Source organism: Gordonia sp. LMA484, from assembly GCF_058129505.1.
The window spans coordinates 4,724,539-4,740,909 of the sequence record NZ_CM176700.1 but is presented as its reverse complement, the minus strand read 5'-3'; the positions used below and the strand labels follow the sequence as shown (position 1 = coordinate 4,740,909).

The 16,371-nt window shown below is 68.2% G+C and carries 6 protein-coding genes; all 6 read left to right on the top strand.

What is annotated here, in order from left to right; translation table 11 throughout:
- Positions 1 to 29: 29 nt before the first annotated feature.
- The 6 genes from AC4AMJ_RS21050 to AC4AMJ_RS21025 all read left to right on the top strand — a co-directional run bounded on the left by AC4AMJ_RS21050 (position 30) and on the right by AC4AMJ_RS21025 (position 16,198).
- Positions 30 to 839: a thioesterase II family protein gene (locus AC4AMJ_RS21050; protein ID WP_489914465.1), complete on the top strand. Its 810-nt coding sequence runs from the start codon at positions 30 to 32 to the stop codon at positions 837 to 839.
- Positions 839 to 2,158: a beta-ketoacyl [acyl carrier protein] synthase domain-containing protein gene (locus AC4AMJ_RS21045; RefSeq protein ID WP_489914463.1), complete on the top strand. Its 1,320-nt coding sequence runs from the start codon at positions 839 to 841 to the stop codon at positions 2,156 to 2,158. The genes AC4AMJ_RS21050 and AC4AMJ_RS21045 overlap by 1 nt, the downstream gene beginning before the upstream one ends.
- Entirely contained in the window at positions 2,151 to 5,309 is a 3,159-nt protein-coding gene (gene nbtC / locus AC4AMJ_RS21040) for a nocobactin polyketide synthase NbtC (protein WP_489914461.1), read from the top strand. The genes AC4AMJ_RS21045 and nbtC overlap by 8 nt, the downstream gene beginning before the upstream one ends.
- Positions 5,310 to 5,380: 71 nt before the next feature.
- A complete protein-coding gene (locus tag AC4AMJ_RS21035; RefSeq protein ID WP_489914459.1) occupies positions 5,381 to 6,265 on the top strand; it encodes an MTB12 C-terminal domain-containing protein in 885 nt (294 codons plus the stop codon).
- A 43-nt stretch (positions 6,266 to 6,308) separates the two neighbouring features.
- Entirely contained in the window at positions 6,309 to 11,612 is a 5,304-nt protein-coding gene (locus tag AC4AMJ_RS21030) for an amino acid adenylation domain-containing protein (protein WP_489914457.1), read from the top strand.
- Positions 11,609 to 16,198: an amino acid adenylation domain-containing protein gene (locus tag AC4AMJ_RS21025; protein WP_489914455.1), complete on the top strand. Its 4,590-nt coding sequence runs from the start codon at positions 11,609 to 11,611 to the stop codon at positions 16,196 to 16,198. Before AC4AMJ_RS21030 ends, AC4AMJ_RS21025 begins: the two co-directional genes overlap by 4 nt.
- Positions 16,199 to 16,371 lie beyond the last annotated feature (173 nt).

Sequence of the window (16,371 nt, the reverse complement as noted above, 5' to 3'; positions counted from 1 at the left end):
TACTCCAGCCCCCTCCGAAAGACGACATCATGATGCACAACCAGAACACCCCACCGCGCCCCGCACTGAGCCCGGTACGCCAGTTCCATCAGCCGCTGCGCCCGGATCTTCCTCCGCTGCTGCTCTTTCCGCACGCCGGATCGGGGGCGTCGGCGTATCGCGCACTGTCCGAACTGTTCAGCCGCGAGTTCACGGTGCTGGTCATGCAGTATCCCGGCCGACAGGATCGGATGGCCGAACCCGCCGCGTCCGGCCTCGGCGACCTGGCTGCCGAAGCCCACGCGGCGTACACGGCGCGCGCCGACTGGTCGACTGCGCCGCTGACCGTGTTCGGCCACAGCCTCGGCGCCATCGTCGGATTCGAGTTCGTCCGGTTGGCCGAGCAGACGGCGATCCCGCTGACCGGGCTCGTCGTCTCGGCCGCGACGGCACCGAGCAAGGTGGCCGACCTGCCGCCACACCCCACCGATGACGAGGGTCTGATGGCACACCTGTCGGTGCTCGAGGGAACCGGCGACGGCGTCATGGGCAGCGAAGCGGTCATGCGGATGGCCTTACCGGTGCTCCGCGCGGACTATCAGGCCTTCGACGCCTACCGCGCCACCACCGATGACCGGATCTCCGCGCCTCTCACGGTCATCGGTGGGGCCGACGATCCGGCTATCAAGCCGCACGACCTGCACACCTGGAGCGCCCATGCCGACGATGTCTCGGTGAGCGTGCTCGACGGCGGGCATTTCTATCTGCACGACAACGGCCACGAGGTCCTCGAGGTGTTGACCGAGGTGCGCGATGCGGCACGCGGCTCGGTGGGCGCCGGACAACGGGCAGGCCGCTGATGGAGGCATCGGACCCGATCGTCATCTCCGGTGTGGGCGTGGAGGCGCCGGGTGGAATCGAGACACCCGAGGCATTCTTCACGGCGCTCGCCGATGGTGTGGAACTCATCGAACCGTTCCCACGTGACCGGGATTGGCCGGTGGACCAACTCCTCGCACTCGGTGCTCTCGACGGCTGGGGTGAGGTCCCCGACGCCGGAGGATTTCTGAGCGGCGCTGCCGACTTCGATCCGCTGTTCTTCGGTGTCAGCCCGCGCGAGGCGGTCGCCATGGATCCGCAGCAGCGGGTGGCGATGAGGGTGGCCTGGCGGGCGCTGGAGAACGCCGGGATCAACCCGGCCGCGCTCATCGAGGAGGAGGTCGGCGTCTACATGGGGGCGTCGATCTGCGAGTACGGTCCGCGCGCCGCGGCGGTCAACGAATACTCCGGTCACCGCATCGCGGGCACCGCCCTGGGTGCGGTTGCCGGACGCATCTCCCACACCCTCGGGACGGTCGGCCCGTCGATGACCGTGGACACGGCCTGCGCATCGTCGCTGACCGCACTGCATCTCGCCGCGAACGCGATCCGCAACGGCGATTGCGAATGGGCGCTCGCCGGTGGTGTCTGCGTGATGGGCTCTCCCGGTGCGTTCTTCGAGTTCGCCAAGAACAACGGTCTCTCCGCCGACGGACACTGCCGCTCCTACAGTGCATCGGCCACCGGCACGCTGTGGGGCGAGGGCGCCGGAGTCGTGGTGGTGGAGTCCGAGGGGCGTGCGCGACGACTGGGCCACCGCATCCTCGGTACCGTGCTCGCCACCCGGGTCAATCACAACGGCGGTGGCGGGCCGATCGTGGTCCCGGATCAGCGGGCCCAGCAACGACTCGTCGAACGGACCATCGCTGCCGCCGGGATCTGCCCGAGCGACATCGACGTCGTCGAAGGCCACGGGACCGGCACCCCGGTCGGTGACCCGATGGAGCTGGCGGCATTGCAGAACACCTACGGGATGGCCCGGCCGGCCGACGACCCGGTGCTCCTCGGCTCGGTGAAGTCCAACGCGGGACATGCCCAGGCGGCGGCCGGCATGCTCGGGCTGATCAAGGTGCTCCTGTGCGGTCGCCAGGGTGTCACCGTGCCGAGCCTGTTCGCCGATGACCCCACCGACAAGCTCGACTGGGAGCGCGGCGCACTGCGACTGTCCACCGAGCGGCAGGTCTGGCAGCCGCGGGGATCGCACCGCTACGCCGCCGTGTCGAGCTTCGGGGTGTCCGGCACCAACGCCCACACCATCATCGGGATGCCCGTGTCCGAGAGCGAGGTTGCGCATGTCTGACGATTCTGCGAAGGCGGTGGGGCCGACCCTGCCCGACGGCCGTGTGGCGGTTCTGGTGTCGTCGGACGCCGCCGAACTCGTCGCCGCCGAAGCCGCCGCGATTCGCGACTACATACGCGCGCACCCGTCGGCGCCGGCCGCAAGCATCGGAGCACATCTGCTCCGTACCCGCCCGGCCCGGCGTCATCGGGCGGTGGTGATGGCCACCGACTCGACGCAGCTGGCCGACGCTCTCGACGCACTCGCGGACGGGCGGCCGCACCCCGACATCGTCGCCGGTAACGGGCCGGCGGGCCCGCGGCGCGTCGCGTACACCTACCCTGGCCAGGGCAGTCAACGGCCCGGCATGGGGCGGCGGTATCACGAACTCTCCGAACACTATCGGCGCGCCGTCGACATGTGTCACGACGAGTCGCTACGGCTGTTCGGGACATCGCCGCGGGACTACGTCCTCGGTGCCATCGACCAAGAAGAACCCTCGGCCACGGATGTGCGCGTGGTCCAGCCCGCCCTGTTCATGCAGATGGTCGGGATCACCGCGATGTGGGATGCGGCCGGTGTGGTCCCCGCGCTCACCGTCGGCCACTCCCAGGGCGAGATCGCCGCCGCCTACCGTAGCGGGGCGATGACGCTGTCCGACGCCCTGACCATCGTCACCATCCGGGCTCGCCTGGTGCATGAGCTGGCACCGCGCGGACACACCATGGCCGTGGTCGGAATCGACACCGACGAGTGTGAGGACATGCTGGCCCGCCATTCGGGATGGGCCCAACTGTCGGTGGTCAACTCCGCGCACATCCTGTGCATCTCCGGTAAGCGCGACGTGGTTGTCGACATGGTGGATTCGCTCACAGCGCAGGGAAAGTTCGCCAAGGAGATCCGCGTGGAATACCCGGCGCACACCAGCATCGTCAGCGAGTACCAGCCCGGCTTCCTCGATGCGCTGGGTACCTACCTCGAGAACGACACGATGCAGGCCGGGACGATGCCGTGCATCGGCGCCACGCTCGGCGCCGCGATCGACGAGTCGATGGCGTTGGGTGATTACTGGTTCTGGAATCTGCGCAACCGGGTTCGATTCGACAAGGCGATCTCTGCTGCCGTGGCAGACCACGGGGCCGACTTCTTCATCGAGATGTCCGAACACCCGACCCTGCTGCTGGCCATGGGGGAGACCCTGTCGATGGTGGACGATGGCGGAATTGCGGCGCGGCCGGTGATCGGGACCTCGCGGCGGGACGCCGACGGACTCGAGGAGTTCACGCGTAACGTCGCCGCACTCGCAGTGGCCGACACCGGATTCCGTTGGGAAGCAATGCTTCCTGAGGCGAGCTCGACGGGTGCGGCGATGGCCCCCCTGGAGGGCTTCCCGAACACGGTGATGCGTCGCGTTCACCTGTGGGCGGACCGGGAATCCGGGGTGGGTGACGAGGTGAACACGCCGGACTGGGCATCCCGCCAAGCGGGTCGCTCGGTGCACCGGCTGACCACCTCCTGGCGGCCGCTCAAGCGCCGGACGTTGCTGCCGCCGCGGCGGATCGCCGTCCTCGATCCCACCGGTCAGTGCGGCGACCTCGCCCGCGAGATCTGTGCGGCCGCCGCCGACAATGCCGCCGTGGCCGTCGTCGTCGACCCGGACTCTGGACCGGGCGAGGGCGTCGATCTCGCCGACATCGACACGGCCATCCTGCTGACCGGACCGCAGGGAACGAAAACCGATGCGGTGCAGGATCATGTGGCGCACGTGTTGGCGGACGGCCGCTGGCGCTCGGGCCTGGACCGGATGCCCGAGCAGTTCTGGTGGGTGACCGTCGGCGGCGAGAACGTGGTGGCCTCGGATCCGGTGCCCGACGTCGTGCACGGTGCGATCACCTCGGCGCTGCGGTGCGCGGCGGCCGAGTACCCGGGGGTTCGATTGCGGCACCTGGATCTTGCCGCCGACACCGACGAATCATGCGGCGCCGCTGTGGTGTCCGCGATTCACGTGGCGCGCGAACCGGAGCTCGCACTGCGCGATGGAACGTTGTACGTCAAGCGCCTGCTGCCGGCCGACGCCGTCGGTGACGCGTCGCGGCCGAACGTCGATCATGTCCTGATCACCGGTGGCACCGGCAAACTCGGTCTCGAGTTCTGTGAGCATCTCGCCGCGACCGGGGCCGGCCGCATCAGCCTTGTCAGTCGATCGGGGGGCTCGGCCGACACCGCGCGCCGACTCGATGCACTCCGCAGACTGACCGGCACCGCCGTCGACGTCCTCACCTGCGACCTCGGTGACGAAGCGGCAGTTGCGGATCTGGCCGAGTCTCTGGCTGTGCCGGTCTCTTTCGTGATCCACACGGCGATGACCTATGTCGACACCTCCATTGACGCCATCTCGCCCGCTCTGATCGCAGACGCGATGCACGCCAAGGTCGTCGGCCTGCAGAACCTGCTCGGCGTCATCCGGCGGTCCGACGATCTGTCGGTGGTGCTGTGCTCGTCGATCGCCGCGACACTCGGTGGCCGGGCCCAGCCGCTCTATGCCATGACGAACCGGATGCTCGACATCGCCGCGACGCAGCTGCGCGCCGATGGGACGGCAGCCGTCGCCATCGAGTGGGGTCTCTGGCGGGTGCAGGGACCGCTCGACGAGGACGGCGTCGCCAGGGTCGAGGGCGCGGGCATGGTGCCGATGGCACCGTCGGCCGCGATCGCCGCAGGACTCGCGGACCTGTCCGGCGACAGCATCGTGGCGGCGGCGGATTGGTCCGAGGTGCGCGACGTGCTCGCCCTCTTCGGCTCGGATCTCGTCCTGTCCGAGGTTCCCGACACCCCGGTCTCGCGGCCGGTGTCGACGGCGAATCGGCCAGTGGCGGAACCAGTGTGCGTCGAACCCGATCGCGCGCACGCCGACCTCGCCGAGCAGACATCGACCGCGGCGCCGGCCGTCGGCGGACTCCCGGATGTCCTGCGTGCCGAACTGGCCGTGGCGATGGGTTTGTCGGGTGGAGATGACCTCGACCCGGATCTCCCGTTGGTGGCGCTCGGTCTCGATTCGCTGCAGGCGCTCGACTTCCGCAAGCGCGTGAAGTCGTCGCTGGACCGTGATCTCCCGATCGAGGCGATTCTCGGTGGCGCGTCGCTGCGCGACGTCGTCGCTCTCATGCGGTGATGCCCTCGCAGGGCAATGAAGTAAGGTTAGGCTAACGACTCAAAACGAGTCCAAGCAAGGGAGTGGGTCCAATGTCGCGTGCATACGACGAGACAGACACCGGGCCGATCGGTGGGCAGGCATATAGTGCTGCGACGCAGCGCGACGACGTGGAGACCGATCGGGCGCCCGCCGGTGGTGGCGCCTCGGGTCAGGCGAGCAACGGTTCAGGGGGAAGTGTCAACTGGCCGACGGTGATGATGGCCGGCGGTGTCTCCGCGATCATCTCGGCCCTGGTGGTGACCATCGGTGTCGTCGGGCTCCTGCTGTCCGACGTCGGGCGAGATCGGACGTCGGCCGGTGCGCAGCCGACGGTGGTCAATCTCGGATCCGCGCAGAATGAGTCGTCTCCGGCAGCTGCACCCGCCGGTACGCCGCAGGCTGCCGCCCCCGCCGCCACCGGCACCGCACCCGCACCCGCGCCGGCTGCGGAGGAGGACGGAAGCAGTGCCGATCTGCCGACCGGGGGTGGCGCTTCCGGTGGCGGACTCGCACCCGGCGCGATTCCGCAGGCGGCGCCGACCCAGACCCAGTCGCAGCCGACACCCCGGACCACCCAGGTGTCGCGCTCCACGCCCACCGTCGCGCAGCTGCAGAATGACCTCGACGTCCTGGTGGGCGGCGGCTCCAACGCACAGAAGGCCCAGCGGCTCGAGGGTGGACAGCGCGCGGTCAACCAGGCACAGCCGGTCGTGATGTTGCTGCAGCGCTTCAAGCCGCTCGGTTTCACCTACCGGGTCGTCGGCCCGGTCTCTGTCAACGGCAACACGGTCCAGGCCACCTTGGAACTGAAATCGCCGGGCTATCAGCCGGCCCGCATGCCGGTGTATTGGGTCTGGAAGGGCGGGCAGTGGAAACTGTCCAACCGTTCGATCTGTGACATCGGCGCGTACGCGCAGATTCCGTGCTCGCTCTAGGCCACCGCGAGTGTGGTTAGGCTTACCTTGGTAGACTTTCGGCATGGCTGACGACGTCACTCGACGCAGGAAAGAACTCCTCCGCAAGCGGCTGGAGGCCGGTGGGCTGGGGAGTGCCGAGGCCGAATCGGTAGGCGGGGACGCAAGGCCGGACGGGGCGACCAGCGAACTGTCCCCGGCGCAGCGTCGACTCTGGTTCGTCTCGCACCGCGACGCCGCGGATACGACGCTGAACGTCGGGGTCGCGTATCGGCTCGACGGCCCGCTCGACGCCGACCGGCTCCGCGCCGCATTCGACGGCGTGGTCGCGCGACACGAGATCCTGCGCACCACTTACGAAGTCGGCTCGAACGGTGATCCCGTGGCACGCCACCGCGCCGCCGCCGACATGCCATGGCAGACCGCCGACATCGCCGAACTGTCCGGCCGCAGCCGGGACCGCCGCCTCGCCGTCCTCGCGCGCCGCGAGTTCGGAACGCCGTTCGACCTGAGCAGCGCGCAACCCATCCGGGCACTGCTGGTCCGACTGGGCGACGAGCAGCACGTGCTCATGCTCACGGTCCACCACATCTGCTGGGACGACGAATCCTGGCCGGTGCTGTTCGGGGAGGTCAACCGGGGCTACAACAAGGACTCCGACATACCGCCACCGCCGGCGCGGCAGTACGTCGACATCCCGACTGTTGATATGCAGACTGTTGCAACAGATCTGGCGTTCTGGCGAGAAGAACTGACGCCCATTCCGGAACCGCTGGCACTCCCGACCCGCGACCATGCAACGACTCCAGGAGCGCGCACCAACGCACGCCTGGCGCGCGAGCTGCCGACGGCACTGGTAGATCGTGTCGAGAAGGCCGCGCGCGCAGCGTCGGTGAGCCCGTTCACGGTGCACGCGGCCGCACTCGATGCCCTCGTGCATCGAATCACCGGTGCCGACGACTTCACCGTCGCAATCCCGGTCACCCACCGCCCCGCGCAGGCGTCGGGCCTGATCGGCTATTTCGGCAATACGTTGTTGTGCCGGACGCGCATGTCCGCCGACGATTCGTTCACCGGACTGGTCGCCGCAGCAGGCGACCGCCTCGTCGACGGCTTGGCCCACCAGAGTGCACCGGTCGACGTGGTCGTCGGTGCCATCAATCCCGAACGCGCCTCGGGCGAGGACGGTCTCGGCCGGCTGGTGTCGGTCAGCCTCAGCGCACGATCGGCGGCCGACGGATTCGCGCTGGCCGGTATCACCGCCACCCACCTCGATGAACTGGGCACCCCGAACGGTCAGCTGCCATTCGAGTTCAGCATCGTCTCCGGTGCGACGCCGATGCTCGAGATCGAATACGACACAGCGATCTTCGGTGAAACTCTTGCTGCGGACGTGGCCGACGCGTACCTGTACCTGCTCGACCGGATGCTCGCCGAACCCGACCGTTCCATCCGTGACCACGACATCTTGAGCCCGGTGGGGCGCGACCAGGTGGTGGCACGCTCCACCGGACATCGATCGGCGGTGGCCGAGACGACCGTGGTGGACCTGTTCGCCGCAGCGGTGGCGGCCCGGCCGGATCACGAAGCGGTCGTATCCGACGGCACCGCCCTCACCTATCGGCAGCTCGACGAACGATCCAACCGGTTGGCGCACTGGCTGATCCGATCCGGCGTGGGCCCCGAGCAGCTGGTGGGGCTGCGACTCGGCGCGTCCGTGGAATTCGTCGCTGCCGCGCTGGCCGTGCTCAAATCGGGAGCGGCGTACCTCCCGATCGACCCGGACTATCCGGCGGACCGAACCGACTTCCTGATCGCGGACGCTGCGCCATATATCGTGCTCGATGCCGACGATCTTGCCCGCGCAGAGGCGGCGGTGAGCGACGAACGCTCGGTGGCCCCGACCGACGCCGACCGTCTCTCGCCGCTGCGTCCGTCGAACGTCGCCTACGTGATCTACACCTCCGGCTCCACCGGCACGCCCAAGGGAGTGGCGGTGGCGCACGATGCCATCGCCGACCACCTGATCGGCTTCGGTGCGGGTGAGGTCCTCGGTGCTGACGACCGCCTCGTGCAGACGTCGTCGGTGAGTTTCGACGCGTCGATGTTCGAGATCTTCTGCACGTTGGCCGTGGGAGCCACGCTCGTCGTGCCGAAACCCCGTGCTGTGCAGGACATCGCCTACATGGCGGATCTGCTCGTCCGGCAGCGTGTCACCGTGATGCACATGGTGCCGACCCTGCTGGCGACATTGCTGATGGTGCCCGAGGTCAAACAGTGGACGATGCTGCGGACCGTGCCGGTCGGCGGTGAGGCGTTCTCGGGTGAGGTGGCCGACGCCTTCACCACGACGTTCGATGCTGCACTCTCGAACAACTACGGACCGACCGAGGCTGTCGTCGCGGCCACCCACTACCCGGTCAACACGCACCAGGGCAGTGCGGTCGTGCCGATCGGCACGCCCAACACCAACGTGACCAGCTATCTCCTCGACCCGGGACTGCACCTCGTGCCCGACGGAGTCGTCGGCGAGATCTATCTGGGTGGCCCGCAACTCGCCCGCGGCTACCTCGGCCGCCCGATGCTGACCGCGACACGCTTCGTCGCCGACCCCTTCACTCCCGGCGGACGCCTCTACCGCACCGGTGACCTCGCCCGCCGAAACGCTCACGGCGATCTCGAATTCGTCGGGCGCGCCGACGAACAGGTCAAGGTGCGCGGATACCGGATCGAATTGGGAGAGGTGGAGGCCGGTCTCACCGAGCATCCCGACGTCGCCCACGCGGTGGTGCTCGTCGAATCCGACGACGCCGGCGCCCGCCTGATCGCCTACGTGATCCCCGCGGCACACGCCGCCATCGATCTCGACGATGTGGCCCGGTACGCCCGCACCCGATTGCCGGACTACATGGTGCCCTCGGCGTTGGCGGTGATCGACGAAGTGCCACTGACCGCGCACGGCAAGCTCGATCGGGATGCGCTGCCCATCATCGCGGTGGCATCTGAGTCCGATCGTGCTCCCGAGACACCGACCGAGAAGCGGATCGCTGCGGTGTATGCGGGCCTCTTCGGCCGCGACGACATCACGGCTGGTGCATCCTTCTTCGACCTCGGCGGGCATTCGCTGCTGGCCGCCCGATTGGTGACCACGCTGACCACCGAGTTCGGAATCGACGTCGATGTGCGCCTGCCGCTGGACAATCCGACCGTCTCGGCGCTCGCCGCCGCTGTGAACGCAGCCGTACGGGACGAATTCGGTATCGATCTCGACGAGCTCGGCGACATCGACGACTCCGTCGACACGATGGAACCGATTGCGCCGACACCATTCGTGTCCGACCGTCCGTTGCTGGCGCACACCGACCACACCGGCCCCGGCCCGCTGTCGTTCTCGCAGCTCGCGATGTGGTTCCAGCACCGGTTCTCGGGACCCGGCGCCGCGGGCAACATACCGCTCGCGCTGCGGATCCACGGACCCCTGGACACAACCGCGCTGCACGCCGCACTCGGCGACGTCGTCGCCCGGCATGCGGCGCTCCGCACCACCTTCGCCGAACTGGACGGGCTGCCAACGGCCCACGTGGCCGACACCGTCGAGCTCGATCTACCGCTCGTTGAGCTCGACGGTTCCGACGCGATCGACGCCGCGCTCGCGGATGCTCGACATCACGCCTTTGATCTCGGATCCGGCCCGCTGCTTCGTCCGGCACTGTTGCGGGAGAGCGAGACCCGGCATGTGCTGTCCCTCGTCGTGCACCACATGGTGATCGACCACTGGTCCACCGATGTGCTGCTCGCCGACCTCATCGACGCCTACCGGGCACGCACAGCGGGCCGCGACCCGGAGATGCCCGCGGCCGAGCTCACCTACACCGACTACGCCCGATGGCAGCACCGCGTCTTCCCGGTCGGTGTCGAGTCGGGGCAGCACGTCGATGACGAGGCCGCGGACTTCGGTCGCCGGCAGATCGATCACTGGCGTGCCGCACTCGCCGGGCAGCCCGACGCGATCACCGTGGCCGCCGATCGTCCACGGCCGCAGGCGTTGACCAGAGCCGGGGTGCTCGCCGACCTGTCGCTGTCGCCGCAGGACCGCGCGCGCCTGCGTCGAGTCGCAGACGACTGCGGCGCAACCGAGTTCATGATGGTGACGACGGCGCTGACCGCCCTGCTCACCCGGCTCGGTGGGGGTGACGACATCGCCGTCGGCACACCGGTCGCCGGACGCGTCGACCCCGGAACGGAGAACCTTGTCGGCCTGTACGCCAACATGGTCGTCTTGAGGACCCGCACCGACGGCGATCCGACCGTGCGCGAGCTCATCGGTCGGTGCCGGGACACGGTGCTCGACGCCTTCGCCCATCAGGATGTACCGATCGAACGGCTCGTCGAGGCGCTGAACCCGCGACGAACCCGATCCCGCAACCCGTTGTTCCAGAGCATGATCCACTTCCGGGATCGGGATCAGAACACCGCCGGGCGACCGCTGGCCGCCGATGGGCGATCGACGATCGCCCTGCTGCCGGTCGAACAGGACACATCGTTCCTCGATCTCAACGTGATCCTCACCGTCACCGAGGACGGCGGCCTTGACGGACGCGTGGTCGGTACCGCCGACCTCTACGAGCAGCAGACGGTCGACGGGATCGCCCGGTCCCTCGAGACGATGCTCGGATCGTTCGGCGAGGACGCCCGAACCCGTCTGAGCGACATCGCATTACCGCCGCTGCCCGGGGTGATCACCGCCGACCAGCACAACGAGGACCCCGCCGAACTCGCGGACCTGATCACCCGTGAACGTCCACACCGGGTGTACGCCGGGCCGCGAACGCTGGCCGCCCTGCAACACGCCGGGACCACTGACCTCGGCTCGGTGCGGGACTGGGTGGTCACCGAACCGGGAGCCGCAGCGGCACTGGGCGAGACGCTGGCAGCACTCGCACCGGGATCCTCGCTGACGGACCCGTTCGGCGACACCGAACCGGCCCCCGTGGTGCAGGCGATGGCGGCAACCGCGGGAGGCGGCGCACAGACACCCACCGAGGAACGCCTCATCGCGATCCTCTCCGACCTGCTCGGAGTCGACGGCCTGGGCCGCGACGACAACTTTTTCGCTGTCGGTGGCGACAGCGTCATCTCGATCCAATGGTCGGCACGCGCGACTGCCGAGGGTCTTGCGCTCGCGCCACAACAGATCTTCGACCATTACTCGATAGCCGAACTCGCCGCCGCCGTCGATGCCGCAGACGGTGGGACCGACGATCCCACCGAGACGCCCGCGGAGGTTGACGTGGCGCCGATGAGCGCCTCGGGCCTCAGTGATGACATGTTGGCCTCGATCGGTGCGGCCTGGGAGTCGCAGCGGTGAGCGCGGCATCGGAGATCGAAGACGTCCTCGCCCTCAGCCCACTGCAGGAGGGTCTCTTCACCCTGTCGGAGATGAGCGGCGACGGACTCGACATCTATACCATGCAGTTCGTCGTGGAGGTCACCGGAGCGCTCGACTCCGATCGGCTTCGTCGTTCGGTCGCAGCGATTCTCCAGCGACATCCGAATCTGCGGGTATCGCTGTGGGACAAAGATATTCCGAAGCCGGTCCAGATCGTCCCGCGATCGGTGACCGTGCCGTGGGAGGAGGTGACGATCACCGCGGCCGCCGAGTTCGACGAACTCGCCACCGCGGAACGCGCACGCCGGTTCGATCTGCGGAACGGCCCGTCGCTGCGAGTCACGCTCGTCGCACTCCCGGGTGAACGATGGCGCTTGCTGGTCACCGCTCACCACATCCTGATGGACGGCTGGTCGATCGCACTCTTCTTCCGAGAACTCCTCGCCATCTATGCGGCAGACGGGTCGAGCGAGATGCTGGCACCGGTTCGCCCGTACCGCAACTACATCGCCTGGCTGGCGGCCCAGGACACGGAGGCTGCGCGGGCCCGCTGGCAGCGGTATCTCGCCGGTGTCGAACCACTCATGCTCGGCTCGGCCGGCGCGCAGGCGACCGAACACGCCACCGAACCCGTCCGCAGCCGGCATCGGCTACCGGAATCGGAGACCGGGCGGCTCGTCGCGTGGGCGCGATCGGCCGGGCTGACGGTGAACACCGCGGTCCAGTACGCCTGGGCCACCGTGCTCGGCCGACTGACCAACCGCGACGACGTCGTGTTCGGCACCACCATCTCCGGTCGGCCACAGGGACTGGCGGGCGCCGACGAGATGATCGGCCTGTTCATCAACACCGTCCCATCCCGCGTCCGGTTGACCGCGGACACCGGCGATACCAAGACCGTGGCCGACAAGTGCGCTGCACTACAACGGGAATCCAGTGCGATGCGCGACCAGGGGTATCTCGGCCTGTCCGAGATCCAGCGCACCACCGGACATCCGGCCTTGTTCGACACGCTGTTCGTGTTCGAGAATGCACCGATCGGCGCCGCGACCGAACCGATCAGCACACCCGACGGCACACGTTTCCTGCCGCTTGCGATGGAGAGCCTCGCGCACTATCCGCTCACCGTTGTCGCCTACCTGCTCGACGGCGAACTCATCGTCATCACCGAGGCGATCGAGGGGGCGCTCGGCACGATCGAGGCTGCCGACGTGGCTCGCCGCGTTCTCCGGGTTCTCGAACAACTCCCCGAGGCCGGCAGCCGTGACCCCGACGACCTCGACATTCTGCTCCCGGCCGAGCGGGCGTTGTTGTCGGCGGCAGCCGAGAAGCGCGTCGGCGACGATGTCGTGGACCTGTCGCGCACCGTGGTGTCGGCCTTCCTCGACCAGTGCCGCCGCACTCCCGCCGCACCCGCGATCGTCGAGGGCGACGACATCCTCAGCTATCGGGAGCTCGCTGCGCGCGCCGCGCGACTCGGCGTGGAACTCTCCGCACAGGGGGTAGGACCGGAGTCGGTTGTGGCCGTGGCGGTACCACGGTCAACCGAGTCCGTGGTCGCACTCTTGGCGACGATGTTTGCCGGCGCAGCATATGTGCCGATCGACGTGGCGCTGCCGGATCAGCGCATCGCGACCATGCTGGACCAGGCCGGGGTGGCCGTCGCGATCACCGACGCCGCACATGAACATCGTTTCCGTTCATCGACGGCAGGCCTGGTGGTGGTCGACGAGCCCGCCACGGCCGAACGGATCGCCGGTCACCCCGACACCATCGAGCCGCCCGCCATCCACCACGGCAGCGCCGCGTACGTGATCTTCACGTCCGGATCGACGGGGGAACCCAAGGGCGTCATCGGAACCCACTCCGCACTGGTCAGCTACTGCCGCGACCATCGCGACCACATGCTGGCACCGGCGCGGGCGCGGCTCTGCAGGCCGTTGCGTATCGCGCATGCCTGGACGTTCAGTTTCGACGCGTCCTGGCAGCCACTGGCCGGTCTGCTCGACGGTCACACCATCCATCTGTTCGGCGACGAGGCGATGCGCGATGCCGGTCAACTCGTCGCGGGATTGTCCGAGCAGCAGGTCGACATGATCGACACGACGCCATCGATGTTCGGCCAGTTGGCGGCCGCCGGCCTCGTCGGCGACACCGGCGCGGGCACCAGCACCGGCACCGGACAAGGACATCTGACCGTGCTGGCACTCGGCGGCGAAGCCATCGGACCGGCGTTGTGGCAACAGCTCGGTTCGTTGCAGGACACCGCGGTGCACAACTGCTACGGCCCGACCGAGACGACCGTGGAGGCGGTCGTCGCCCGCGTCGCAGATTCGGCGGTACCGGTCATCGGCACACCGACCGACCGGATGGGTGCCTATGTCCTGGACGCACGCCTTCGACACGTACCGAACGAGGTGGCCGGCGAACTGTATCTGTCCGGAGCGCAGGTGGTCCGCGGCTATCAGGCGAACCCCGCGATGACGTCCACCAGATTCGTCGCCGATCCCTTCGTTCCCGGCCACCGGATGTATCGCACCGGTGATCTGGTGCGCCGCAACGCCCGTGGTGAACTGGTGTTCGTGGGCCGCAGCGACGATCAGGTGAAGATCCGCGGCTATCGGATCGAGACCGGGGAGATCGAGGCTGCGATGCGGCAGGTGCCCGGTGTGGCATCCGCCGCAGTCGTCGTTGTCGAGCGCACGGCCGGCCCGGCGCTGGTCGGTTTCGCAGCCGGAGACGGTCTCGACTCTCGCGCCGTGCGCTCATCACTCACGGATGTCCTTCCGTCGCACATGGTGCCGTCGCGGATCGTCTGCCTGGCCGTTCTGCCGATGAACAGCAATGGCAAGATCGACAATCGGGTGTTGCAGGAGTCGGCTTCCCGCGCGTTGCAGAGCAGGCCGACAGGACGCGCCGAGCCGCTGACACCGACCGGGCATATCGTCCACGACGTGGTCTCTGAGCTTCTCGGAACCGCACCCGATGCCGACGAGGACTTCTTCGATCTCGGCCTGGACAGCATCGTCGCGATGGCCGCCGTGAACGCGCTCCGCGACCGCGAACTGCTCGTCACGCCGCGAATGGTGATGTCGAATCCCACGATTCAGGATCTCGCCGACGCGATCGATCGTGCGGTCGATGTGACGTCGGACGGAACCCATGCCGGGCCGGGTCTGGTGCCGGCGCTGCCGGTGGTGGAGTGGATGTACGAGTACGGCAACCATCGTCGATTCACACAGACTGTGCTGTTCGCAGTGCCCTCCGGCGTGTCGGACGGCGACCTGCGTCGGGTGCTACAGGCGCTGATCGATGCCCACGCCATGTTGCGCGCCGTCCAGACCCCCGACGGGGTCATCACCAGAGATGTCGGCGCCGTCGACGCAGACGCGGTTCTCACGTCCATCGAGGTGACGGACCTGACCAGCGCGGTCTCTGCCGCCGCCAGGGCCGCCAACGACCGGGTCGACCCCACAGCGGGACGGATTGTCGCCGCAACCCGCCTGTGCCGTGAGGGTGCCGATGATGTGCTCCTGCTGGCGATCCACCATCTGGCCGTGGATGCGGTGAGCTGGCAGATCCTGTTCGGCGACATCGCCGAGGCCGGCGCGGCTATCGCTGCCGGGAGGGCGCCGGCGGTCTCCGGTGAACCCACGGACTACCGCCACTGGTGCCAGCGGGTCGTATCCCGGTCCGCGGACGCAGCCGTGGTTGCCCAACAGACGTATTGGGAACGTCACGTCGTGGGTACCGACCCTGCGATCGGTGCCCGCCGCCCCGATCCCACCTCCGACACGTGGTCATCGTTGCGGTCTGCCGTCACGCTCACCGACGTGCCGACGACGAAGCGGATTCTGCAAGCCGTCGACCGGCGGATCGGTATGCGTGAGTTCCTGCTCACCGCGTTGACCGTCACCCTCGCGGGATGGCGGCGGAAACGTGGCGAAGATCCCGCATGTGGCGCATACATCGCGCTCGAGGGACACGGCCGCGAGGACGAGCTGGCCGGGCCGGAGATCGACACGACCCGCACGCTGGGCTGGTTCACCACCGTGTTCCCGGTTCGGCTGGGTGTGGATCGGGAGGTGGACGCCGCTCAGGTTGCGGCGGACCCCCATAGCGGGCGTGAATTGCTCACCGAGATCGGCGCACAGCTCGCTGAGATTCCGAACCACGGTATGGATTTCGGCGTACTGAAATACGTCGCGAACGACCCGCAGTTGCGGGCGGCCCCCGAACCACAGGTCGAGTTCAACTATCTCGGACGCTTCGACCTGCACACGCCGGGCACCTCGCGGCAACCCTGGTCGCCGATCACCGATCTGGAAATCAACGACCACCTGCCGACGGACCCGGAACCCGACCTCCCTCTGCGCTACACCCTGGACGTGGTCGCCGTGGTCCGGGCAACCGACGATGGGCCGCAGCTGGTGACCAACTGGCGCTACGGGGCCGATCTGCTGGCTGCTCACGAGGTCGATCAGCTCACCGAGCTCTGGCAGCGTTCGGTGACGTCTCTCGCTGCGGCAGTGGCGATGCCGGAGTCTGACCGTCCAGATCGCTGACGCGTGTGCTCGGCGCCGGTGTCGCGTACCACGCACCACCTGGGACCGGTCGTCGTGGTGACCGGGTTTGGGTGGCCGTCGGGTACGCGACACCGTGTGGCGCCGTGTGTGTTTCACTCTATGGAGTTCTCAAGGATCAGATGCGGTCCCGGCGTGGGGTCGGGTGCGTGGGA

Excerpts from the sequence above, each read along its gene's own strand:
- AC4AMJ_RS21050 (WP_489914465.1), top strand. The coding sequence starts at position 30 with ATGATGCACAACCAGAACACCCCACCGCGCCCCGCACTGAGCCCGGTA.
- AC4AMJ_RS21045 (WP_489914463.1), top strand. The coding sequence starts at position 839 with ATGGAGGCATCGGACCCGATCGTCATCTCCGGTGTGGGCGTGGAGGCG.
- nbtC (WP_489914461.1), top strand. The coding sequence starts at position 2,151 with ATGTCTGACGATTCTGCGAAGGCGGTGGGGCCGACCCTGCCCGACGGC.
- AC4AMJ_RS21035 (WP_489914459.1), top strand. The coding sequence starts at position 5,381 with ATGTCGCGTGCATACGACGAGACAGACACCGGGCCGATCGGTGGGCAG.
- AC4AMJ_RS21030 (WP_489914457.1), top strand. The coding sequence starts at position 6,309 with ATGGCTGACGACGTCACTCGACGCAGGAAAGAACTCCTCCGCAAGCGG.